Origin of the sequence: Pseudoalteromonas rubra, assembly GCF_000967655.1 — a bacterium.
Taxonomy (GTDB): domain Bacteria; phylum Pseudomonadota; class Gammaproteobacteria; order Enterobacterales; family Alteromonadaceae; genus Pseudoalteromonas; species Pseudoalteromonas rubra_A.
Genome location: NZ_JXYA01000042.1, coordinates 47,957 through 72,952 on the forward strand (window position 1 = coordinate 47,957; position 24,996 = coordinate 72,952).

The 24,996-nt window shown below is 50.0% G+C and carries 19 protein-coding genes; 3 read left to right on the forward strand and 16 right to left on the reverse strand.

What is annotated here, in order from left to right; translation table 11 throughout:
- Window positions 1-162: 162 nt before the first annotated feature.
- From TW77_RS17125 to TW77_RS17150, 6 genes are all read right to left on the reverse strand, one after another.
- Window positions 163-1,341, reverse strand: coding sequence for a phosphoglycerate kinase (locus tag TW77_RS17125; RefSeq protein ID WP_046006200.1), 1,179 nt, complete (start codon window positions 1,339-1,341; stop codon window positions 163-165).
- Window positions 1,342-1,372: 31 nt separating this feature from the next.
- Window positions 1,373-2,386 carry an erythrose-4-phosphate dehydrogenase gene (epd, locus tag TW77_RS17130; RefSeq protein WP_046006201.1) on the reverse strand — a complete coding sequence of 338 codons (1,014 nt, stop codon included), beginning with the start codon at window positions 2,384-2,386 and terminating at the stop codon, window positions 1,373-1,375.
- 157 nt (window positions 2,387-2,543) lie between these two features.
- Window positions 2,544-3,161 (reverse strand): 3'-5' exonuclease, encoded by a 618-nt coding sequence (locus TW77_RS17135; protein WP_052713243.1) that lies wholly within the window; start codon window positions 3,159-3,161, stop codon window positions 2,544-2,546.
- Window positions 3,158-4,996 (reverse strand): DUF294 nucleotidyltransferase-like domain-containing protein, encoded by a 1,839-nt coding sequence (locus TW77_RS17140; RefSeq protein WP_046006202.1) that lies wholly within the window; start codon window positions 4,994-4,996, stop codon window positions 3,158-3,160. The genes TW77_RS17135 and TW77_RS17140 overlap by 4 nt, the downstream gene beginning before the upstream one ends.
- Before the next feature lie 95 nt (window positions 4,997-5,091).
- Window positions 5,092-6,816, reverse strand: coding sequence for a sodium:solute symporter family protein (locus TW77_RS17145; RefSeq protein ID WP_046006203.1), 1,725 nt, complete (start codon window positions 6,814-6,816; stop codon window positions 5,092-5,094).
- A gap of 11 nt (window positions 6,817-6,827) precedes the next feature.
- Window positions 6,828-7,091: a DUF4212 domain-containing protein gene (locus TW77_RS17150; RefSeq protein WP_010383473.1), complete on the reverse strand. Its 264-nt coding sequence runs from the start codon at window positions 7,089-7,091 to the stop codon at window positions 6,828-6,830.
- A gap of 366 nt (window positions 7,092-7,457) precedes the next feature.
- Between TW77_RS17150 and TW77_RS17155 the strand changes: the two genes are divergently transcribed.
- Window positions 7,458-10,886: a PAS domain-containing hybrid sensor histidine kinase/response regulator gene (locus TW77_RS17155; RefSeq protein WP_046006204.1), complete on the forward strand. Its 3,429-nt coding sequence runs from the start codon at window positions 7,458-7,460 to the stop codon at window positions 10,884-10,886.
- A gap of 13 nt (window positions 10,887-10,899) precedes the next feature.
- On the opposite strand, the gene TW77_RS17160 is transcribed toward TW77_RS17155, so the two are convergent.
- Together TW77_RS17160 and panP are read right to left on the reverse strand one after the other, a co-directional pair.
- Window positions 10,900-11,934, reverse strand: coding sequence for a sensor domain-containing diguanylate cyclase (locus TW77_RS17160; RefSeq protein ID WP_046006205.1), 1,035 nt, complete (start codon window positions 11,932-11,934; stop codon window positions 10,900-10,902).
- A 145-nt stretch (window positions 11,935-12,079) separates the two neighbouring features.
- Window positions 12,080-13,708, reverse strand: a complete 1,629-nt coding sequence (panP, locus tag TW77_RS17165; protein ID WP_046006206.1) for a pyridoxal-dependent aspartate 1-decarboxylase PanP — start codon at window positions 13,706-13,708, stop codon at window positions 12,080-12,082.
- 312 nt (window positions 13,709-14,020) lie between these two features.
- Between panP and TW77_RS17170 the strand changes: the two genes are divergently transcribed.
- Window positions 14,021-15,919, forward strand: coding sequence for an EAL domain-containing protein (locus TW77_RS17170; protein ID WP_052713244.1), 1,899 nt, complete (start codon window positions 14,021-14,023; stop codon window positions 15,917-15,919).
- Window positions 15,920-15,963: 44 nt separating this feature from the next.
- Here TW77_RS17170 and trmB read toward each other — a convergent pair whose 3' ends face one another.
- The 7 genes from trmB to rph all read right to left on the reverse strand — a co-directional run bounded on the left by trmB (window position 15,964) and on the right by rph (window position 22,062).
- On the reverse strand, window positions 15,964-16,629 hold the full coding sequence (gene trmB, locus TW77_RS17175; protein ID WP_046006208.1) for a tRNA (guanine(46)-N(7))-methyltransferase TrmB: 666 nt from the start codon (window positions 16,627-16,629) through the stop codon (window positions 15,964-15,966).
- Between the two features lie 106 nt (window positions 16,630-16,735).
- Complete coding sequence (locus TW77_RS17180; protein WP_156158702.1) at window positions 16,736-17,503, reverse strand: ABC transporter permease; 768 nt, start codon at window positions 17,501-17,503, stop codon at window positions 16,736-16,738.
- A gap of 2 nt (window positions 17,504-17,505) precedes the next feature.
- Entirely contained in the window at window positions 17,506-18,426 is a 921-nt protein-coding gene (locus tag TW77_RS17185) for an ABC transporter ATP-binding protein (RefSeq protein ID WP_046006210.1), read from the reverse strand.
- An 88-nt stretch (window positions 18,427-18,514) separates the two neighbouring features.
- Window positions 18,515-19,132 carry a flavin prenyltransferase UbiX gene (locus TW77_RS17190; protein WP_046006211.1) on the reverse strand — a complete coding sequence of 206 codons (618 nt, stop codon included), beginning with the start codon at window positions 19,130-19,132 and terminating at the stop codon, window positions 18,515-18,517.
- A 4-nt stretch (window positions 19,133-19,136) separates the two neighbouring features.
- Window positions 19,137-20,486 carry a UDP-N-acetylmuramate:L-alanyl-gamma-D-glutamyl-meso-diaminopimelate ligase gene (gene mpl, locus TW77_RS17195; RefSeq protein ID WP_046006212.1) on the reverse strand — a complete coding sequence of 450 codons (1,350 nt, stop codon included), beginning with the start codon at window positions 20,484-20,486 and terminating at the stop codon, window positions 19,137-19,139.
- Between the two features lie 192 nt (window positions 20,487-20,678).
- Window positions 20,679-21,323, reverse strand: coding sequence for an orotate phosphoribosyltransferase (gene pyrE, locus TW77_RS17200; protein ID WP_046006213.1), 645 nt, complete (start codon window positions 21,321-21,323; stop codon window positions 20,679-20,681).
- Window positions 21,324-21,348: 25 nt separating this feature from the next.
- Window positions 21,349-22,062: a ribonuclease PH gene (gene rph / locus TW77_RS17205; protein WP_010383487.1), complete on the reverse strand. Its 714-nt coding sequence runs from the start codon at window positions 22,060-22,062 to the stop codon at window positions 21,349-21,351.
- 225 nt (window positions 22,063-22,287) lie between these two features.
- Between rph and TW77_RS17210 the strand changes: the two genes are divergently transcribed.
- The gene (locus TW77_RS17210) at window positions 22,288-23,148 is read left to right on the forward strand and encodes a YicC/YloC family endoribonuclease (protein WP_046006214.1); all 861 of its coding nucleotides are present in this window, start codon (window positions 22,288-22,290) and stop codon (window positions 23,146-23,148) included.
- A gap of 115 nt (window positions 23,149-23,263) precedes the next feature.
- On the opposite strand, the gene TW77_RS17215 is transcribed toward TW77_RS17210, so the two are convergent.
- A complete protein-coding gene (locus TW77_RS17215) occupies window positions 23,264-24,580 on the reverse strand; it encodes a HEAT repeat domain-containing protein (protein ID WP_162197969.1) in 1,317 nt (438 codons plus the stop codon).
- Window positions 24,581-24,996: the final 416 nt, after the last annotated feature.

The following is a 24,996-nucleotide window of genomic DNA, read 5'->3' on the forward strand; positions in this document are numbered from 1 at the left end:
TCCAAGATCAGCACTCGTACTCATCGATTTGAACGGGATAAATTTTAAGTGCTACACACTCAATTTGTTTTGAGAATAAATGTGAGAGAGTCTCAAAACCGGACCGAACTTGTCGGCCCAAAAATGTGATGCTGCGACGTATTGCGCAGCATCGTGCCTGAATTACGCTTTCGCTCTTTGTTCAAGCATAGCGACTGCTGGCAGTTTTTTCCCCTCAAGGAATTCTAAAAACGCACCACCGCCAGTCGAGATATATGAAATTTCATCGGCTACGCCATATTTATCGATGGCTGCCAGGGTGTCACCCCCACCCGCGATTGAAAACGCGTTAGATTTGGCAATAGCATTGGCAATTGCTTCAGTACCATTACCGAACTGGTCAAATTCAAACACACCAACAGGGCCATTCCAAACCACAGTGCCTGCGTTGGCAATGATCTTTGCTAACGTGTTCGCAGTATCAGGACCAATATCGAAGATCATGTCAGTGTCGCGCACTTCAGCCACATCTTTAATCTCGGCAACAGCAGACTCAGAGAACTCGTCACCCACAACCACATCGGTTGGAACAGGGATATCACCGTCATTTTCACGGGCCGCTTCGCTGAGTTTATTTGCTTCGTCAATCAGGTCTGGTTCGTACAAAGACTTACCGACCGGGTTACCCGCAGCAGCGATAAAAGTGTTCGCGATACCACCACCGGTGACCAGCTGATCAACCACTTTAGACAGTGAATCAAGCACGGTGAGTTTAGTCGATACTTTAGAGCCACCTACAATGGCAACTAAAGGACGTGCCGGATTATCAAGGGCTTTGCCCAGCGCTTCAAGCTCGGCCGCCAGCAGTGGACCGGCACATGCAACTTCAGCAAATAAACCTACGCCATGCGTCGATGCCTGCGCACGGTGCGCCGTACCAAATGCATCCATGACATACACATCACATAATGCAGCCAGCTTTTTCGACAACGCTTCATCGTTCTTTTTCTCACCGACATTGAAACGCACGTTTTCGAATACCACTACTTCGTTGTCTGCGATATCAACGCCATCCAGGTAGTTATCAACCAGACGCACGTTTTGCTCTAACGCGTCATTCAGGTAATCTACAACCGGCTGTAGTGAATACTGCGCATCGTATTCCCCTTCCGTTGGGCGACCCAGGTGAGACATCACCATGACCTTGGCACCTTTTTCAAGGGCAAGCTTGATGGTCGGTAAAGACGCTCTGATGCGGGCATCTGATGTGACCTTACCTTCTTTCACCGGTACGTTAAGATCTTCACGGATCAGAACGCGTTTGCCGTTTAAATCTAAATCCGCCATCTTAATGACTGACATTGACATCTCCTTCAAGAACGATACTTGGTTGTTAATTAACTTGTGTCATTGCTGCTGCGGTATCGAGCATGCGATTCGCAAATCCCCACTCGTTGTCGCACCACACCAGCAATTTCGCCAACCGTTTCTGGCTGACGCGTGTTTGGGTACCATCTATGATACTGGAATGTGGATCATGATTAAAATCCACTGAGACCAGCGGCTCTTCAGTGTAGTCCAGTATCCCACGTAACGGACCACAGGCGGCCTGTTGTAACGCATTATTCACCTGCTCTATGGTGACATCACTGTTCAAAGTCACGCTCAGGTCCATGGCCGTTACGTTGATGGTCGGCACTCGCACCGCAATGGCTTCAAAACAGCCATGAAACTTTGGCAAAATTCGCTCGATGCCACGAGCCAGTTTCGTATCCACAGGAATAATAGACTGACTTGCAGCCCGGGTGCGACGCAGATCCGGGTGATACGCATCGATCACCTGTTGATCATGCATAGACGCGTGGATCGTTGTAATGGTGCCGGAGCCAATCCCAAAAGCATCATCCAATACATTTATGACAGGGACAATACAGTTTGTGGTACAGGAGCCATTAGACACTATGGTGTGCTCGCCGCGCAGCTCTTGGTCATTAATGCCGTACACTATGGTGGCATCGACATCCGCGTCGGCAGGATGTGAAAACAGCACTTTCTTAGCGCCTGCGCGTAAGTGCGCCTGAGCATGAAAACGGGAATGAAATACACCGGTACATTCTAAAACAACGTCAACATCCAGGGCATGCCAGGGTAAATGACTGGGATCGGCTTCGCTAAACAGCTGGATTTTATCATCACCTACTGTCAGATAAGGTGCTTCAAGGTGGACGGGAAAAGAAAAACGCCCATGTGAGGTATCGTATTTCAGCAAATGCGCAATGCCCTGCGGATCGGCAAGTTCATTTATCGCGACGATCTGAATGTCTCGCTGGCGACCAGATTCATACAAAGCTCGCACTATGTTGCGACCAATACGACCAAAACCATTTATTGCCAGTTTGATAGTCATTAAAGTGAGGATCCACCACGTTATGAAAAATTGGGCTCAATTGTGCCACACACCCGGTGCATAGGCCGCGTGCGAATAAATTTCCCAAGCTTTCCGTATTAAGATGGCGCTATTGTAATCGACCAAGCACAAATGTGTAAGAGATATGCAAAAATAATTATGTCAGTTGCCTGAGTAACGCTCCCTGTGCCCCGCCAAGCTGACTATTTTGTGCCAATAACAGTTCGGCGGTACTCAGTGCGTCACTGAGCGCATTATGCTCATAAGCTGACGGTAAAGCATAACGCTGACGGCAGGCCGACAATGTCAGGCAATCTGCGCTAAGCGTTTGCCCCTGCCTGAGCAAGCGGTTTCTCTCTATCTGCATGGTATCGAGGATCCGCAAAGGGCGCACCGTCATCTCGTGCTCTATAAAGGCTCGCTTGAGAAACCCCCAGTCGAGGATGGCGTTATGACAGACTAAAACGCCTTGCTCCAGCACGCCAGTCAGTTGTTGTAATAAGGTGCGCAAACTTAAGCCCTGCGCCAGTGCGTCGTCATCGACCCCATGGATCACCGGGCTTTGCCCCAGCTGACGTACTTCTTTGTTGACGACATGGCGGGCCGTGCTGAGGACGATACGGCCCCGGCGAACTTCGACCCAGGCGGCCGAGACGATTTCATCCCGCTTAGGATCCAGCCCGGTCAATTCCAGATCCAACACCACCAGATTGACATCCACTAGCCTCAGGTGACGGTCGGCATGCCAGCTGCGCAACTGGGTTAACCAGCTCACAGGCTGCCTCTGGCAAATTTGAAAGCACATGCTTGCTGGGCCTGCTTAACCAACTGAAACGCCTCTTTAAGCTGATGACGCTCCAGTGAGCTTAAATGTTCCGGGTTTATACAGTTCTCTGGCAGCCCTTCGCGGTCTATCTGCGTTCGTAAACGCAGCTGAGTTAAAAAGCGCCAGCAGTCTTGCAAATTAGCAATGTCCTCGCCGCTAAGTACCTGGTGGCTTTTGAGCGCCCGCAAGCGCTGCAACGTATTGGCTTTGCTGATCCCCGCTTGCAGAGCATACAAGCGCACTACGTCGTTGATGATCACCACGCCGCGCTTTTTGAGATCCAGATATTTGTGTTTGTGCTTGTCCTGTTGCAACTTAAACTGCTGGAACAAGCCAATAGGCACGGTATTGACGTTGATATCGGCCGCCATCGCGGCATAGAACAATTCATTTTTCGGGATCTCATTGAGGTGATGTAAAAATTGCCCGAACAAAACATCGGATCCGGTGATAAAACGCAGATCAAAATAAATTTTACAGTTAAGCATGGCATGCGGCGTCGGTGCGTGGATCCAGGTGGTGAACCGGTCGCACCATTCACTGAGCGTGCCCCGACACGCCGGGTTGCTGGCCATGATATTTCCCGGACAGGTTCGGATCCCGCACTCATCCAGCTGCTGACAAACAAACGCACCGAGCTGTGCAAAGTAATCTCGTTGCTCATCCGTAACGCCCTCGGGCAACAGCAAACCATTGTCCTGATCGGAGTGCAGGGTTTGCTCTTCACGGGCCTGTGAGCCAAAACAGATCCAGGCAAAGGGCGTGGGCGCAGTGCCATGCTGCTGCTGGTATAAGTCGATCAAACGTCCCGTCAGCGCGTCACTGAGGCCACTCAGCAGCTGACCTATCAAAGAAATGTCTTCTATCTTATTGGCAAAATCACTCAACAGATCGGGGATCTCTTTGGCAAGCTGCTGTACTTCTCCATAACTGCGCGCTTTGTAGATCCGTCCGATCAGCTGCACCGGATCGCTTTTTTGCTGACGCAACAGATCGGTACTGGTGATCATCCCCATGGGGGTGCGATCTTCGTTAAGCACCGGCAAGTGATGAATGTTGTGTTTCAGCATCAGATGCAGTGCCGAAAAGATCCGGTTATTCTCAAAGATGTATTTCGGCCTGACCGTCATGATCTCGCGGATCGCCCGTGCGGGATCTAAGCCCTCGGCCAGTACCCGATTACGCAGATCGCGATCCGTTACCACACCGGTTAACTGATCGTTTTCAATGACCATGATCGATGAAACCCGATGCTTCTTCATGACTTTGGCCGCTTCCTGAATACTGGCCTGGGGTTGCAGGGTTACCGCAGCCCGGTTCATCAGTTCGCTGACCGGGCGTTCGGACCAGCCGCTTGCCGATTCTTTATAGTGGCTGGACAACAAACGTTTAGCGTGGGCACGGACAAAATACTGCTCAAATGGTTTGTACTCACGGCGCAGATAATCAAACGCATCTTGCGGCAACACATAGACCAGCCCCGCCTGCACGACTTCCAGCTGATTGCTGATCGGCTCGCCCGTCAGTAACGAGGGATAACCAAAATAATCGCTTTCGGCCAGCCGGGCGACAAGCTCGCCACGCTCGGAGCGCAAATCAAAATGACCGGAACGCACCAGATACAGCTGTGGCTGTTCGCTTCTAAACCACTGCGCCTGATTTTGTCCGCTGACATAGATGATCTCTAAGTGTTCAACAAAATAATCCGTCGCGCTGTGGGTTAGCTGATCAAATGGCGCCTGTTGCTGCACAAAGGTCAGCACGTCCTGTACTTGAGCCGTCATAACCCCTCCAAAAATGACAACTACTCCATAGCTTGCGCCATGGAGTAGTTGGTTTCTTTGTCATCGGACCGAGTCACAATCCGAGGTAATCAGTATTAATGTGCGTGTGCAGCAGATGACCCCTTCGGGTTACGGATCCCATCCACCATTTGTTTTACTTCAAGTGGTGTTTCCGCAGTCAGCTTCATCACAATGGCTGCAATACCAAAGTTAACTAGCATACCGATAATACCAATCCCCTCCGGCGAGATACCAAATAACCAGTTAGCAGGTGTATTCAGTTCCGGGCTGACAAACTTAAAGTAAATAATGTAAGCCGCTGTGAAACCAATACCACATACCATGCCACTGATGGCACCTTCTTTATTCATGCGCTTGGAGAAGATCCCCATGATGATCGCCGGGAAGAAGCTTGCCGCCGCCAGACCAAAGGCAAAGGCCACCACCGACGCCACAAATCCGGGCGGGTTAATACCAAAGTAAGCTGAGATTGCAATGGCCACCATCGCCGACAAACGTGCCGCCAGCAGTTCCTGCTTGTCGCTGATATTCGGTTTGAGTGTCCGTTTGAGTAAGTCATGGGAAACGGAGGTCGAGATAACCAGTAGCAGACCCGCGGTTGTCGACAGTGCCGCTGCGATACCACCTGCCGCGACCAGTGCGATCACCCAGGCTGGTAAGTCGGCAATTTCCGGGTTCGCCAGTACCATGATGTCACGGTCAATTTTCACTTCATTGCGGCTCGCCGGGTCGTCAATTTTACCTGCTGAGTAGAACATTTTGCCGTCGCCATTCTTATCATTGAATACGATAAGGCCCGTTCTTTCCCAGTTTTTCACCCACTGTGGCGCCTCGGCATAGGCCGTACCACTGCCATCTTTACCATTGATCGTATCAATCATATTCACCCGGGCAAAGGATGCAACAGCCGGGGCTGTGGTGTACACAATCGCAATGAACACTAGAGTCCAGGCCGCTGAAATACGGGTGTCTTTTACTCTGGGTACGGTGAAGAAACGCACGATAACATGTGGCAGACCAGCAGTACCGACCATCAGCGCCGCTGTGATAGCAAACACGTCAATCATACTCTTGGAGCCTTCGGTGTATTGGGCAAAGCCGAGTTCGGTACTGAGCCCGTCGAGTTTATCCAGTAAGTAGGTCCCGGAGCCATCCGCCAGGGTGCCACCAAAACCAGTTTGCGGCAGTAAGTGACCAGTCATCATCAAAGAGATAAAGATAGCTGGAACCAGGTAGGCGAAAACCAGCACACAGTATTGTGCAACCTGAGTGTAGGTAATGCCTTTCATGCCACCAAGTACGGCGTAGAAGAACACAATAACCATACCGATATACACACCGGTTTCGATGTCAACTTCGAGGAAACGGGAGAATACCACGCCCACACCACGCATTTGTCCGGCGATGTAAGTGAAGCAGATAAAAATAGCACACAGAATGGCCACAACTCGTGCCACCTGCGAGTAATAACGGTCGCCGATAAAATCGGGCACAGTGAATTTACCAAACTTACGCAGATAAGGTGCCAGGCACAGTGCCAGCAACACGTAACCACCGGTCCAGCCCATCAGATACACACCGCCATCGTAACCGGCGAATGAGATGATCCCCGCCATGGAGATAAACGACGCAGCACTCATCCAGTCCGCGGCCGTTGCCATGCCGTTTGCCACAGGCGGTACACCGCCACCGGCCACATAGAATTCATTGGTCGAACCGGCACGGGCCCAAATGGCAATGCCGATGTAAAGGGCAAAACTGAGCCCCACAATTATAAAGGTGAGAGTTTGAACATCCATCATAGCGCTCCTTATTCATCCACGCCGTATTTTTTGTCAAGCGCATCCATTTTGAATACATAGACAAAAATCAAAGCAACGAAGGTATAAATTGCGCCCTGCTGCGAAAACCAAAAACCCAACTTAAAGCCGAAGAAACGGACCTCGTTGAGTACATCAACCAGCAGAATGCCGCATCCAAAAGACACCACAAACCACACTACTAATAGCTTAAACATTAAGGCTAGATTTTCTGACCAATATGCTTTTGCTTGTTCTTCACTTTTAAAAGCCATGATAAGTCCCCTTTCGCACACCTGTCGCCGATGTGCTGGTGTTAATGACCTTTTGACTGTAGCAATGGCCCGTCAATAAGAAATTGAGACCTTAGTCGTAACAACAAGGTTACGTTTACGTAAACTGCCGAATAAAGATTTTTCAACCACCATTAAATAATTTAAATTCAAATAGTTAGAAAAATAATGCTGAAAAATGAGTGGTTCCAGGAACACCTGTGCGGGAGATAAGACATTAGTCTAATTAACTCAATAAAAATCGAATAATTTTTTAAAATCAGATGATTATGTCACTTTGGATTATCCGCAAGTGATGCTACTTTAAAGGCACAAAGACAATAACAAGCATTAACGCAAGGGCTCATCATGACGGCTGCACTGATCCTCGTTGCCATCGCCTATATCGGCTTACTATTCTGGCTCGCCAACTGGGGAGATAAGACCACCCCCGTGGCCACCCGGATCAGCCATCACCCTTTTGTGTACGCCCTGGCCCTGGGCATTTATTGTACCTCCTGGACCTATTATGGTTCAGTGGGAACCGCCGCCACCAGCAGCTGGCACTACCTGCCCATTTTACTTGGCCCGGCGCTGCTCTTTGTGTTTGGTCAGGGGTTTTTACGCAAGCTGATCCTGGTCAGTAAAAAGCAAAACATCACCACCATCGCCGACTTTATTTCAGCGCGTTATGGTAAACGTCAGACCACCGCGGTCATGGTCACTATGATAGCTTTGCTGGCCACCATTCCTTACATAGCGCTGCAACTCAAAGCGCTGAGCAGCAGCTTTTTGCTGTTACAACAGGGCACCCCAATCTCTGGCGGCATGTTGGCCATGACGGGCACTTTGCTGATGGCCCTGTTTGCGATTTTTTTTGGTACCCGCAAAGTCGATGTCACCGAATATCGCTCCGGCCTCATGCTCGCCATCGCGTTTGAGTCTCTGATCAAATTACTGGCACTGATGGCCGTAGCCGTTATTGCTGTGCAAGCCCTGTTAACGCAAAACAGCCTCACGGCAGTAAACTTGACTCACTGGCAGGGTTTTGACTTTACCAATTTCAACTTTATCGGTCAGACGCTGATGGCCGCCGCCGCCATCATCTGCTTACCCCGCCAGTTTCACGTAACTGTGGTCGACAACCAGGACCGCCGCCATCTGCGCACCGCTCGCTGGGCATTTCCGCTGTATCTGATCCTGATTGCCGCGATGATCTTACCCATTGCCAGTGCCGCCATTCACCCTAATATAGGCCAGGGCATGGCAGCAGATAGCTTTGTACTGGCGCTACCAATGATGCAGGGCCATCCGCTGATCACCACCTTTGTGTTTATCGGGGGCTTATCCGCCGCAACGGCCATGATAGTAGTGGCAACTCTAACGCTCAGTACCATGCTCTCTAACGACGTTGTACTGCCCCTGCTGTTAAAGCGTAAGTTTAAGAAAAACCGCCTGACCAGCAATTATAAAGCCCGTATCCTGCTGATCCGCCGCTTTATCATTGCCGCGATTTTGGTACTGGCGTTCCTCTACCAGCAATGGTTTGGCCATGGTGAGGCACTTGCCAACATGGGCCTGGTCGCCTTTTCTCTGGTCACGCAGTTGTTACCCGCCATAGTCGGCGGACTGTACTGGCGCAAAGGCCATGCCTATGGTGTGTATGCCGGATTACTGGCCGGCTTTTTATGCTGGATGTTATTTCTGATGTTTCCGGTGATAGAAGCAGGCAGCAGCCTGGACTTTGAAACCCGCCAGACCATCATTACGCGCGGTACTTTGCTGGCGCTGCTGGCCAATATCAGCTGTTATATCAGCTTCTCGCTGGGCGCATATGAGCGTCTGATAGATAAAATCCAGGCAGCCGCGTTTGTCAGCCCCTGGGAGCAGGCCAGTGCAGCCAAACGCCTGAATAAAGACGTGAAAGCCACTGTGTATGACTTTACCGTGCTACTGCAAACCTTTTTGGGAATACAGCGCAGTCAGCAGTTACTCAGCCACTATGCCATTAACCACGATATTGAAGACAGCAATGCCTATCCCAGTGCCGACTTTATCGCCTTTTGCGAGCGTGCACTGACCGGTGTGCTGGGTGCCTCCTCGGCGCGTGCGCTGATCCATGCGGTTTCTTCGGGTAAACAACTCGCCTTTGAAGAAGTGGTCAACTTTTTTGATGAGACTACCCAGGCATTACAATTCAACCAAAACCTGTTGTTTACCTCGCTGGAAAATCTCAGCCATGGTATTTCCGTAGTAGATAAAGACCTCAAACTGGTTGCCTGGAATCGTCGTTATCATGAAATGTTCCAATACCCGGATGGTTTTTTACAGGTAGGTCAGAGCATTGAAGAAGTGATCCGCTTTAATGCAGAGCGCGGTGAATGTGGTCCCGGCGAGCTGGAAAAACTGGTTGATAAGCGTGTACAGCATCTGAAAAACGGCACGCCGCATCACTTTATTCGCCACCGCAGCGATGGTCAGGTATTCGAAATGACGGGTAACCCGCTACCGGAAGGCGGCTTTGTCACCAGTTTCTCAGATATCACCAGCCACATTGACACACAAAACGCGCTGGAAGAGATCAACATGGATCTCGAAAACCGCATCGAGGCGCGTACTCAGGAGGTCCGTCTGATCAACCAGGATCTCAAAGCTCAAATCGCCAGCCGGGAAGAAACCGAGCAGGCGCTGGTTGCTGCAAAAAAAGAGGCTGAGCGCGCCAACGACAGTAAGACCCGGTTTCTTGCGCTGGCCAGCCACGATATATTGCAGCCGCTGAATGCCGCGCGTCTTTACCTGGCAGCGATCAATGAAGATAAATTACCGGATAATGACCGCAGTAACCTCGAAAAACTCGGTGCCAGCCTGGATTCTACCGTGCATCTGATGTCGGCACTGCTGGACATCGCCAAGCTGGAACAAGGCGCAATGAAACCGACCCCCCGCCATTTTGATATTGACGATATTATGTCGCCGCTGGCCAACGAATATGCCATTTTATGCCAGGAAAAAGGCCTGGCACTGCGTGTACGTACCAGCCATAAGGTGATCCATAGCGACATTACTTACCTGCGCCGCATTGTGCAAAACCTGGTATCCAATGCGGTGAAATACACCGACCAAGGTCGCGTGCTGCTGGCCTGCCGCCGTCGCAGCCACAGCGTACGTATAGAGGTCTGGGATACCGGCCCAGGCATCTCTGAGCATGAGCAACAAAAGATATTCAATGACTTTTATCGCATCCAAAGTGGTGATAATAAAGGTGTGGGACTGGGGCTCGGTGTTGTGAAGCGATTGTGTGAGCTACTCAGCATGCCCCTGGAAATGCAGTCAATTCCCGGCAAAGGAAGCCGCTTCTGTGTCGAAGTACCACTCGGAGAATTAAAGCAGGTACAGCAAAAAGCCGCCCAAACGGAGCAAAAACCAAGTGCCAAAGCCAGTTTGAACCTGCTTGTGGTTGACGACGACCCTAAGAATCTGGCTGCCATGGCAAGCCTGCTCGATAAGTGGCAATTTAGTTATCAAATGTTTGAAAGGGCAGACAAAGCCCGGCAATATGCCGCTAACAACCCGGCACCCGATTTTATCCTGATGGATTATCAGCTCGATAATGATGAAAACGGGGTTAACCTGATCACAGAGTTAAGACAATGCTGGCATGCAGAAGTACCGGCGGTCCTGATCACAGCGGTACGTGACGAGCCTTTGAAACTGCAAGCAAAACAGGCCCGGATCCACTATCTCAGTAAGCCGCTAAAACCTGCCAAGCTAAAAGCGCTGCTCAGCCACAACGCCTGAGCACAGAATAGGATTAACAGGCGAGCTGGATCTGGTCGCGACCATTGGCCTTTGCACGGTAAACCGCCTGATCGGCCATCTTCAGTGCGTGGCTGAACGGCATGCTGGGGTTTACTTCGCTCACTCCAAAACTGGCCGTCACTCTGATTAGGGCATTTTCCTGGCGCACCTCCATATCCCGAGTGGCAGAACATAACCGACTGGCCACCATATGCGCGTCACTGACCGAGGTTTCTGGTAGCAAGACCACAAATTCTTCGCCCCCTAAGCGACAAAAGCAGTCTTCCACGCGCACCACGTCCAGGCAACACTGGGCAAACTTCTGCAGCACTTTATCACCAGCATCATGGCCAAAATCATCATTGATCCGCTTAAAGCGGTCCAGATCCATCATGATCAGGCTCATTGGTCGCTCTGTACGCTGATGACGACTCATTTCACGCTTGGCATGCTCCATCAAGAAGCGACGATTGTTCAAACCCGTGAGCATATCCTGAAACGCCATTTTGGTGAGCTTTTGCTGCATCTGATACAACTCATGGACCAGTAAGCGCCGGCTGCAACAGTCTGCGACCATTTCTGTGATGGCCACTTCCCATTCCTGCCACTGGCGCACATCTGTGCGCCCTTCACAACACACCACCCCCAATGCAATACCATTTTTAAAAATCGCGGTATCCAGCATAGTGGCAATATCATTGGGCTTAAGGTAAATGTCGGTAAATTCGCTGGTACGGGGATCCAGGCTGGCATTGTCTGCAGCTATCGACTGGCCTGTAATGATAGTGGCAAAATAGACAGGAAAGTCATCAATGCTCAGCACGGGCAGCTGGGCTGGCACATCCAGCCAGTCGGTATTGGCATAGTTGAGCAGCTTAGTAGGCTGGTGCATGTCGTCAAATAACCACACCGAGACACGATCAACCTGAAGCAAAGATTTTGCTTCAAAAATAATATCGTGCAGAAAGCTCTGATGCTCGCCGGAAACATCGACTTCTTGCGAGCTGATCCGCCGCAATTTTTGCGTGCTCTGAGTTAATCGATTCAAAGTTACTACCAAGTCGCAAAACGGGTGAAATGGGGCATCGTTTTAGTACGATGCCATGCCCTTGTTATACACTAATAATATCTCGCCTTCGCCAAAATGCACTGTTTTCTTTGCGCATTACGCGCTCAACGCAGGCTACGCCACATTAGGCCATATACTTTGCCAGATACTTTTTAAACACCGGATCGCTCTGCGCCAGGCCTTTTTGTTCTGACAGGATTTCGTTTAACATCTGCTTTGAGGTGAGCGGATTGGCTAACACCACTCTGAATACCACCGTTGGCTGATGCTGATACTGAGCGGGAGTTAAACGCGTCCGCGAAACAAAAGAGCGCCCCGACTCACGCTGACGTTTTTGCATACTGGCGGTAAAGCGATTGAGTGCGGCATAAATATCGATGCGTTCCTGCTCCTCTGCGCGGTCAATCGCCTGACGGATCTGCTTTGGCACGTAGCGATAGGTCAGCAGACATAGCTCCGGCTCTGAAACCAGTTCAAAGTCCTCGTCTGCGTGGATAAGATCTGCAAAATACTGGGCTTTTTCAATGCCTTTGTCGATCAGCATTTCATAGCCTTTACGGCCAATCACCCGCAAGCACGCATGCACTAACATGGCCATGCCCGGACGACTGCCTTCCAGCGTATGACTGCCCAGGTCTTTAGAACCTTTACGCAGAATATACTCCGCGTGGTGTTCAATGGCATCCGTTGCGGTAGGGTCTTTAAACAGCACTATACCTGCGCCCATTGGCACATACATCTGCTTGTGCGCATCTATGGTGATGGAATCTGCCAGCTCAATGCCCTTGAGCAAGTGACGGTAGTTGTCAGACAGCAAAGTCGCACCGCCCCAGGCTGCATCGACATGGAAATGGCAACCCAGTTCCTGTGCAAGGGCCGCCATTTCTGGCAAGGGGTCAATGTTGCCGGTCTCTGTGGTGCCCGCAACGCCAACAATGGCCATGACCTTGATCCCACGCTCACTCAGTTCCTGTGCTTTGGCACGCATCGCCTCCACACTTACCTTGTTATTGTCATCGGTTTTTACCGCAACAAAGTTGCTGCGTCCAATGCCCAGTACATCGGCGGCTTTGCCCAGTGAGTAGTGGCCGCGCTCAGAAACCAGCACAGCCAGGCCTTTATAGCCATAGTGCAGCATGGCAGCCATGATCCCTTCACTGGCGAGCCCTTTAAAATCGCCATCCGGACCCAGCAAACGGTTGCGCGCAATCCATAAGGCCGAAATATTGGCAATGGTGCCGCCAGAGCAGAACGCACCGAGCGCGGTCTTCGCGCTGTGCATCCACTTTTCATAGAAGGCGTCGTTTTCACCATAGGCAAGATGATGCATCATGCCCAGCACCTGGCGCTCCAAAGGCGTGAATGCTTTTGAAGTTTCTATTTTTACCAGGTTCTGGTTTAGCCCGACCATCAGCTTAGACAGTGGCAGAACAAAATGCGGCAGCGCTGAGGTCATATGCCCGATAAAACTTGGCGAGGCGGTGTGCACAGAGTGCGCAACCAGCTGCTCCATAATATCCTGAGCATAGTCAGAGACAAACATTGGTTCTTCCGGGATCATCGCCGACTGAAAGTCTTTTTCTATCTCATGCAATGGCTTTTCAATTGCTGCGATATTTTCATTCAGAAAGCCCGCCAGATTACTGGAAATTTCCTGCTCTATTACACTTAACGTGGAGCTGGGTGCTTCTGGAACGGTGAAAATACGCATTAAGCTTTCTTCAGAAGCGACTGCACAACGCTTTGGACCCATTTTAATACCTAATCATGCGTGGGTAACTGATATTGGGAGTTACCTTGCCAAGTTGATACGAAATGACTAACTTTACTGTAAAGCGATGGGAAAGTCTGCAATGCAGTCAAAAAAAATGAACTCTGCTTGATAATTTGATGAACCTCTGATGACACCGCATTACGCGTTAAACCCAGTATTTAGTACGACACTTGTAAGGTCTGGGGTTCACAAATAAGGCAATTTCGTTAAATATTTTGTCAGCATTGCCAGAAATGGATAGTATTAGGAACAATCTTTCCCATCAGACTTGAGACTCAAACGGAAACTGACATGAATAAACGGAATTTTGCGCTGAAGGCTTTATCGCTGACCTGGATAGTTATCGGCTTTGTGGTCTTTATCGCGTCTTTGTCGGCCTATGTACTGTATACCTACCACCAAACCCGCAGCACCATAGTTAATGGGATAGACCAGAAACTTCAGATGGCCGCACGCAGCACTCAATTAATACTGGGTGATGATTATCATGACAGGCTCGGTGAAATTAACGACGATGAGTATCGTCACAAAAGCAGGCAACTGTCGCAACTGGCCCAACACCTGGGTGTAGAATACGTTTATGCTATGGTCTACGACGCCCCTTATGTGCGCTTTAGCGCCTCCAGTTACACCCAAAATGATGTACTGCAGGACAAAGTAACTCGCTTGCTGGATTTGTACCCTGAGGCCACTGCCATCAACAAAAGCGCCTTTCGCTCAACACAGCCCTTGTTTGAAATCTCTGAAGACAAATGGGGCCATTTTAAAACCATTTTTATTCCCCATGTAACACGCGACGGCCGGGTTTATTTGACTGGCGCAGACATCAAAACGTCACACATTCAGAGCGAACTGGCCAAAAGTGTTAAAGAGGCACTGTTCACCGCTTGTTTCTTTTTTGCCATTGCCTTGCTGGTAGCCGGGATGTACTTACTGATATTGAGGAAAACCCTGACCACGGACGCCCGTACCGGCTTCCCCAATCGCCTCGCATTAGAGCAGGATCTGGCCAAAAACCCCAACCAGCACCTCAGCCTGGCAATTGTTGCCATTAATGAGCTGGAAGAAATTGTCAGCTTTTATGGCACAGATGTCGGCGATGAGATCATCCGCCGGGTGATGAGCCATTTCAGTGAATTTACGGTGCCCTTTAAAGTCTACCGCCTCGCGACAGCCAAACTGGTGTTGTTGAGCGACGCCACCAAGGGAGAGCATTACCTCAGCAGCCTGATCAATGAATTCCCGACCACAACGCCTATCTTGCAGCAGCCACATTTATACGTCCAGCTCACTGCGGGGATCGCCAGCGGTAATAAACGTCTGCTACTGGAAAATGCGTTTATTGCCTGCCGCCAGGCACAGCAAAAACAACAGCGCGTGTGCATGTATGGACAAGATCCAGCGCAGATAAAAACCATTCAGGAATCGCATATTGCGATTGCCAAAACCGTGCAAAGCGCCTTTGAACAACACCGGATTCTGCCCTATTTTACACCACGCATGGGCATCGAGAGCAAAGCCATAGAACAATATCATTGCACTCCCCGAGTGCTCACTGAGCAGGGACTGATCTTACGTCCTGAGTCTTTTTCTGACGTGATCCGTCATTCCAGACTGAGCTCACAACTGACCAAAGTGATGCTGGAGTTGTGTACTGCACATTTTCGTAAATCGCACCATGCCTGGAGCATGCAATTGAGCTGGCAGGACCTGGCCGATCCACAAATGATGGAATTTATTTTTGCCCAGCTGAGACGCTACCCGCAACCGGCCAAAATTACCTTTGAGCTTGAAGAGCAGGAAGTGATTGAGCACTTTGCCGACATGCGGGTGTATATCAATGTACTAAAAAGCAAGGGCGTGAATATTATGGTGGCATCGAGTAACAGCGGCTTACTGACCATCAGTCGGGTACTCAAGCTCACCATAGACAGCGTTAAACTGACCTCCAGCGTGATTGAGCAGCTTGGTGAAGATACCGAATTACACGAATACATTGAACACATTGCAAGGCTGTGCCATGAGCGGCAAATTGCACTGCTGGTCGACGGTGTACAAAGTAAATATCAACTGGAGCAATTACAGGATTGTAACGTGAAGCTGGTTGAAGGAAGTCTTATCGGCACACCCGGACCACATATCAACATCAGCCAGGGCAATATAGACAAAGATTTACAGGCCAGCGCCTGAACACCGGTGCGGTATCGCCTGACTGCGCACCGGTGATACCAGGCCTATAACTGAGCAATCAAACGGGTGCTGTGTTGCCCACTGGCCCAGTATTTACGCTCAAACGGGGTCATGGCTGTATCGCTTTCATAGGCACTGATCTCGGCCTTTTTACCGGCCAACTCAAGGCTGCGGGCAAACTCCTCAACGTAAATTGACCAGTTACTGCGTAATTCCAGTCGGCCACCCAGCTCCACGATATAAGGGAAGACCGCCGCACCATGCCAGCGCCTTTGCAGGTGTTTGGCTTTAGGCCAGGGGTTGGGATAGAGCAAATAATGGTGCGTAGGCTGCCAGTTGGCCTCACAAGCCAGGCGCCAGAAGTCATTCAAGTCCGCCTGCACCAGAATATACTGACCAGACTCCGTCTGTTTGTATTCAATATCATGCTTTTCAAGGCGGTGCTCTGACTTATCAATACCTATAACCAGGGCATCCGGATGCAGTTTTGCCAGGTTTGCTGTGCTTTCACCTACCCCACAGCAGGAGTCCAGAATAATGGGGCCATCGTATGCCTGCACTTTTTCATTCACCTGCTCAAAAGCCTGTTGAGTATGGGCCGCAATGGGCTTTTTGAATGGTGTGTTGAGGTGTTTCTGAACCACTTCGTCTAACTTTTCGTGGAGCCCAGCCTGATTACTGGTAATGCTTCTGGAGTTTGCGTCTGACATAACAGCGTATCAATGCTCATAGTCTGAAAAAATAATGGTGCTATTTTATCTCAGTCAGCCCGATTAAGTAAGCGGTGTGGCAGAGCAAACTCTGCCACCTTTCAGATCAATGACGTAAACCAACGCCTCGCTTGATCAGGTTCAGTGCTATTGCAAATAACACAGTGATAAAACCAATCAGCACGCCAAAGGCCAGCGTGATATTGACATCAGACACACCCAGGAAGCCATAGCGGAAGGCATTCACCATGTAGATAATCGGGTTGACCTGAGACACGCCCTGCCAGAACTCCGGCAGTAAAGTGATAGAATAAAACACCCCGCCCAGATAAGTGAGAGGTGTCAGCACAAAGGTTGGAATGATACTGATGTCATCAAAGCTATTAGCAAAGACCGCATTGATCAGACCACCCAGCGCAAAGACTGCCGAGGTCAGCAATACCGTTAGTACTATCACCGCCAGATTATGAATTTGAATATCCACAAACAGCAAACTAACCAAAGTAACTATCAAACCTACCAGCATGCCACGGGCCATACCGCCGCCCATATAACCCAGCACGATAATGTAGTTAGGCACCGGGGCCACTAACAACTCTTCGATGCTTTTCTGGAACTTAGTGGAATAGAAGCTCGATGCCACATTGGAATAAGAGTTGGTGATCACCGACATCATAATAAGACCCGGCACAATGAACTCCATGTAGCTAAATCCACCCATTTCACCAATGCGTGAGCCGATCAGAGAGCCAAAGATCACAAAGTATAAGGTCATGGTGATGGCCGGTGGCACCAGGGTTTGCACCCAAATGCGTAGGAAACGGATACATTCTTTGATCCAGATACTTTTCAGTGCTACGCCATAGTTTAAGATTTTCATTCGCTGCGCCCCTGTTCCAGTAATCCGACAAACAATTCTTCCAGGCGGTTTGCCTTATTTCGCATACTCAGCACCGTATTGCCCTGCTCATTGAGCTGGGTAAACACCCCATTCAGACCCTGAGACTTAGCCACTTCGACTTCCAGAGTGTGGTCATCTGTCAGCGTATACTCATAGCCCTCTAGTGTTACCGGGTTGATGGGTGCTTTAAGGTCCAGCACAAAGGTTTCTTTATCCAGCTTCGCCAGCAAGGCTTTAATGGTGGTGTGTTCGACGATTTTGCCCTGATCGATAATGGCGATATTGCGACACAGCAGCTCAGCTTCTTCCAGATAATGGGTGGTGAGAATAATGGTGATCCCCTGCGCGTTGATCTCACGCAGGAAGCCCCACATAGAGCGGCGCAGCTCGATATCTACTCCGGCTGTGGGTTCATCCAAAATCAGCAGCTTTGGCTCATGCATTAAAGCACGGGCAATCATCAGACGACGCTTCATACCGCCCGATAAGGTGCGGGCCTGCTTGTCTTTTTTATCCAGTAAGCCCAGTTGCTTCAGGTATTTTTCAGCGCGCTCATGGGCCAGCGCCCGCGGCACACCATAATAGCCGGCCTGATTGACCAAAATCTGATTGAGGGTTTCAAACTGATTAAAGTTGAACTCCTGCGGCACCAGGCCAAGGTGAGACTTGGCCGCTTCCAGGTCGGTATCTATGCTCTGGCCAAATACTTCAACCTGACCCGCCGTTTTGTTCACCAACGAAGAAATAACCCCTATGGTAGTCGACTTACCCGCACCATTTGGGCCCAGCAACGCGAAAAAGTCGCCCTGCTCAACCTGTAAATCAATTCCTTTAACGGCTTCAACGCCGTTGCTGTAGACCTTACGCAGGCCAGATATATTTAATGCCTTTGTCATCTTATTGTTTTTCCTCACATCCCCATGTTGTTGTTTTCACTTGTTTGTATCAATACGCTGTATAACCGAGCAGCTTCACGGCTTAGCTTCAGTCGCCATAGCCCCAGCGTTTCGCCAGCTGATGCTCTATGCCTAAGTGGTCTAGAATGCGCGCTACCATAAAATCGACGAGATCCTCGATACTTTGTGGCTGGTGATAAAACCCGGGCGCCGCGGGCATAATAGTGACCCCAAGGCGGCTTAGTTTGAGCATATTTTCCAGATGAATAGCACTGAACGGCGTTTCTCTGGGCACCAGAATAAGCTCGCCGCGCTCTTTGATCACCACATCTGCCGCGCGCTCTAGCAGGTTGTCGGATGCCCCCATGGCAATCGCCGACACGCTACCCGCGCTGCACGGGCAGACCACCATTTTCTTCGGCGCCGCAGAGCCCGACGCCACCGGACTGAACCAGTTGTCTTTACCAAACACCTGAACTTGCCCAGCCTTGGCCTGATAGAGCTCACTGAGCTGCGCTGTGGCCTTGTCTTCGTTACCAGACAGTTTGATGTTAGATTCGGTGTCCAGCACCACTCGGGCAGCACTGGAGATCAGCACATAAACCTGATAATCCAGTGCCACCAGCACTTCGAGTAAACGCAGCCCATATGGCGCGCCCGATGCGCCGCTGAATGCCAGCGTAATGGCTGGCTTAAATTGTGACATAACTTTATGACCTCTTTTCGCGCAGTGCACTTAACACTGCGGTGTGGATCCCATTAAACCCACCGTTGCTCATGATCAAGACATGCTCACCCGGCTTTGCCTTGGCCGCCACCGCCGCGACTATGTCATCGGTGTTGTGATAACAGCCATAGCCTGCCTGCTTAGCAGCCTCTTGCAGTGACCAGCTCAGATTGGGCGGCTCAAACAGCATCACCTCATCGGCTGCCGCCAGCGAGTCCATCAGGGTTTGCTGATGAACACCCATTTTCATGGTGTTAGAGCGCGGCTCCAAAATCGCAGTAATGCGGGCATCGCCCACTTTGGCGCGCAATCCCGCCAAAGTGGTTTCAATGGCCGTGGGATGATGTGCAAAATCGTCATACACACACACGCCGTTTACCTCTCCCAGCAACTCCATACGTCGCTTAGGCGAGATAAATTCACCGAGCGCCTCAATGCTGACAGCAACGGGAATACCCACATGACGCGCAGCCGAAATAGCCATCACGGCATTTTTGACGTTATGCTCGCCAATGGCCTGCCAGCTCACTGTGCCCTGGCTTTGGTTGTTCAGTAACACCTCAAACTCGCTGCCATCGGCTTTACACAGGCGGTAATCCCAGTCGCCACCCAGGGTTTCTTGCTGGCTCCAGAAGCCTTTGTCTATCACTTCGCACAGGGGTTTATCCGCTGCCGGGTAAATCGCTTTACCCTGCGCAGGTAAGGTACGAAGCAAATGGTGAAACTGGGTCTGAATGGCGGCCAGATCGGCAAAAATATCGGCGTGATCGAATTCCAGGTTATTCATGATCAAGGTGCGCGGCAGGTAATGAACAAACTTACTGCGCTTATCAAAAAACGCCGTGTCGTACTCATCGGCCTCAATAACAAAAAACGGGGTATCACTGGTGCGTGCCGACACGCCAAAGTTTTGCACTATGCCACCGATCAGAAAGCCTGGCCGCAGCCCTGCATATTCCAGCAACCAGGCCAGCATACTGGCGGTGGTGGTTTTACCATGCGTACCAGCTACCGCCAGTACCCAGCTGTTTTGCAGCACGTGATGTTTTAGCCACTCGGGGCCTGAGGTATAAGGCAAGCCGCGCTCCAGCACATATTCCACACAGGCGTTCCCCCGGCTCATGGCATTGCCAATCACCACCATATCGGGTGCCGGGTCCAGCTGAGCCGGATCATAGCCCTGGGTTAATTCAATGCCAAGCGACTCCAGCTGAGTGCTCATAGGTGGATAAACGTTTTGATCGGATCCCGTTACCTTGTGGCCCAGCGACTTCGCAATGGCCGCAATGCCACCCATAAAGGTGCCGCAGATCCCAAGAATGTGAATATGCATGATTTAATTAACTAATTAGCTGACTAACCCGCTTAGGTTATCATACTCGTCTGAACCTTGGCTGGTTTTGTGAGCGGATCTCTACAAAACACTTTTGCAGCTGGTACAAAGTCGCCACAGCAGGCATAAAAAAACCGGCTTAAGTGCATCACCTAAGCCGGTTTTTAAATACAATTTTAACGGGCTACTTAATTAAGCAACACCGTACTGGTCACGATACGCTTTAACCGCTTCTAGGTGCTCGGCCATATCACCTTGCTGCTCAAGGTAAGTGATTAGGTCAGCCAGTTTCACGATAGATACCACAGCGGTGTTAAAGTCGCGCTCAACTTCCTGAATGGCAGACAACTCACCTTTGCCTTTTTCCTGGCGGTCAAGGGCGATCAACACACCGGCCAGATCGGCTTCATTGGCTGCAATGATCTCCATCGACTCACGGATAGCCGTGCCCGCCGTGATCACATCATCCACCAGCATGATACGACCAGCCAGCTCAGAGCCTACCAGGTTGCCACCTTCACCGTGCTGCTTTTTCTCTTTACGGTTAAAGCAGTAAGGCACGTCTTTATCGTAATGATCCGCCAGAGCCACTGCAGTCGTCGTTGCAATCGGAATACCTTTGTACGCCGGGCCAAATAGCACATCGTACGCAATGCCAGCATCTTCCAGTGCAGCGGCATAAAAACGTCCTAAACGCGCCAGGTCGCGACCGGTGTTAAACAGGCCCGCATTGAAGAAATAAGGGCTGGTACGGCCAGATTTAAGCGTAAATTCACCAAACTTCAGCACCTGCTTTTGCAGGGCAAATTCAATAAAGTCTTTTTGATACTGTTTCATACGATACCTTCTTATTTTCGAATGCTTATGCCAGCGCCTGTTTTTGCAGGTCAATGATCTCACGGATTGAATGCTTAGCCAGTGCCAGCAGCTCATCCAGCTCTTCAAATGAGAAAGGTTCGCCCTCGGCTGTGCCTTGTACTTCAATCAGTTTGCCGGTTTCGGTCATGATCACGTTCATGTCGGTTTCGGCTTCTGAGTCTTCCAGATATTCCAGATCGGTAATCGCTTCGCCGTTGTAAACGCCGACAGAAATAGCCGCAATCATAAACTTCAGTGGGTTCGCGTTGATCATGCCCTTGGCACGCATATGAGTCAGTGCATCAACCAAAGCAACACAAGCGCCGCTGATAGACGCAGTACGTGTACCACCGTCGGCTTGTAGGACATCACAGTCGATAGTAATGGTGTTTTCACCCAGCGCGCTCAAATCAACCGCAGCACGCAATGCACGGGCGATCAGACGTTGGATCTCCATGGTACGGCCGCCCTGCTTGCCTTTTGCCGCTTCACGGCCATTACGCGTATGAGTAGAACGCGGAAGCATCCCGTATTCTGCAGTGATCCAGCCTTTGCCCTGGCCTTTCATAAAACGCGGTACACCCGCTTCAACAGTGGCAGTACACAACACCTTAGTGTTGCCGAACTCTACCAGCACCGAGCCCTCGGCATGCATAGTATAGTTACGTGTAAAAGTTACCGGTCTGATTTGATTTGCAGTTCTTTCGCTTGGACGCATCCACCTTCCCCTATCATCAAAGTTTCGCGATATTATAAAGGGTTCCCAGGCGCTATGCCATGCGGATCGCGAATAATTCACACCCAGCCACTAGAGCTGACCGATGTTTCAGCTATAATGGCGGTGTTTCGTTCATGGCGATGTGTGTGTTCAGCAACGACAGCGCTGACCCTTAGGTCACCACATGCAGACACGCCACAACCTTAAATTAGATTAGGAACTTATATGATCCATAGTATGACCGCTTATGCCCGTAAAGAGATCAAGGGCGACTGGGGCACCGGTGTGTGGGAGATCCGCTCCGTAAACCAACGCTATCTTGAAACCTTTATCCGCGCACCGGAGCAATTCCGAGGCCTGGAGCCGGTTATTCGCGAGCGCCTGCGCAAACACTTACAGCGCGGTAAAGTGGAAGTATTTTTAAAGTTCACCGCCAACCCGGCTCACGTAGGTCAGCTGTCGATCAACGAAACCCTGAGCAAGCAGCTGATTGAAAACGCCAAATGGGTGCAGTCGCACAGCGGTGGCGAGATCAATCCAACAGACATCCTGCGCTGGCCAGGCGTCATGGAAGCCGAAGAAGTGGATCTCGACACAGTAAACAGCGAGTTGTTAAAAGGCTTTGACGCCCTGGTTGAGGATTTTAAAGCCGCGCGCGCCAGTGAAGGTAACAACCTGGAAACCATGATCACCACTCGCCTGGACAGTATTCTGGAGCAGGTTGCCGTTGTTGAAGGCCATATGCCGGAAGTCGCTAAATGGCAGCGTGAGAAACTCACCGCTAAGCTGGAAGACCTGAAAGCCGAAATCGACGAGAACCGCCTGGAGCAGGAACTTATCTACCTGGCGCAAAAACAGGACGTGGCAGAAGAACTCGATCGCCTCAAGTCACACGTTAAAGAAACCCATAAGATCCTGAAAAAAGGCGGCGCATGTGGCCGACGCCTGGACTTTATGATGCAAGAGTTCAACCGCGAGTCTAACACTCTGGCGTCTAAATCCATCAATACCGAGATCACCAACGCCGCCGTTGAACTCAAGGTACTGATTGAGCAAATGCGCGAGCAGATCCAGAATATTGAGTGATTAAAACTAAACTCGTTGAAAGGCCCCAGCTGTTGGGGCTTTTTAGTTCAACACCCCGCATTTCATTGCCTCTGTCGCCCCTCATGCAGATATAACAAAATGATTAGTATACTCTTTAATGAATGCTCAACGTTTTAAGGGCGTGCGCAAAGCTGCGGAAGTGTTCACTAAGCCTGGTTGCGGGCACTCCCGCCATCAACACGCTGATCTCATAAATTTGCGCTTGTGTAGGCTGGATAAATGAACGGTTATAGCCATCCCCCCAATTCGCCAGCTCTGATTTAATCTGGCCTTCATTAAACATAGAAACGACCTGTTCGTTTGACATTAGCATCAGTAAAAATACCACTCTTTCCCACTTATTGATTTGATGAGACAGCGCGACACATGCTCGTGCGGTATACGGATGGTCTGAGCCACAAATGATATCCATCAACGCTTTCGCATTCAGGTAGACCTGTGTTTTTACAATCAGTCTTGCTGCCTCCTTACATACTGAAGGGGAGGGATCTTTTAGCCCGTTCAACAGATAAGCCTTACTATTGCGGGAGTCTAACTTCAATAAACTGTTTAGCGCCTGTTTTCTGACAGAGGGTGTTCCATGCTGATAAAAGAATTTTATCTTGTCTAGTGCATCAACACACTTAAGATAGCCAAGCCCCCAGATAGCTGCCTTAGTACTTGAATCTTTAGTAAGATGCTCCCTGTAAAATGCCACAACATCATTACCATTTGCCTGGCAGTGCTTTACAGCCAGCTCACGTACCGACGAATGGCGATCAACTAGCCCTTTTTCAGCTACCTGAGCACTGTAGTTGGCCATTAGCAGGTGCTTCAATGAGGCTTTGCGGATTGGCATAAACTTATCATTTAATAGGCTTAGGTAGTACTTCTCCAACACTTGCGGATAGTGAACGCCAGACCAGCGAAAAGCATGGGCTCTGACTAAGGCATCTTTACTCGCAAAGGCCATAGGTAACAGCATTTGGGCATCAACAACCTGATGTTCAATGACTAAATTCAAGCAGAGCCTGGCTACATAAATGTTTGCGCTTTGCACAGCTGCCAACAAATGGCCTCGGTTTGTTTCTGTTAACAGCAAAGTCTCTACTTGCCGAATAACATCTTGATGATTGGCTCTGTGGCAGCCCTGTAGATGATATACTTGAGGAAGACACTGAATAAAGGCCTCAACATTTTCGTCTACCATCAACTTGCTCAACGCTTTTACTGCCGCATCTCTAACTTGAGGCACCCAATCATTCACCCGGATAATTAGACAGGGAATAGCCACCGGATCCCCCATCATACCTAGCCTTAAAACGGCGTTTTCTCGTTTGTGACCGTCATAATCCTGACTCAATTTAATGAGCTCTTCAATGGTCGCTACCTGCTCAGATTGAGTATTTCTATTTAAGATTAATTTTTTCAAGTGACTGAATAATTTCTGCAAGTCATACACATTAGTGCCTTTTTTAAATATGCCCGATTAATCTGTCGGCTAGCCTAACGCAACAAGGCATAACAATAAACTCCGCCAAGTCTCCCGTGGTTTTTCTCTGGATTTTTAGCTGACACCCACTGATAAACTCACAGACTAATTGTGGGCAGTCTCAAAGTCGAACCTGCCTAAAAGCCTTCACGCCAGTTTGAGGTGGCTGTCCATGTTGCTCTCCGTGCTAACTTTAAGAATAAGAAAAGTAAGAAGTTTCAGAGCCATTTTCCGCACCTCAGAGAGGCGCGTATTGAATATGCGATTATTTCAATGGCTTCCAAGCAATGTAAGTTCAACCCAGCCGTAGCTTTGCCGGCGAGCTGTCACAAATCATGACATTGCACTCTATAATT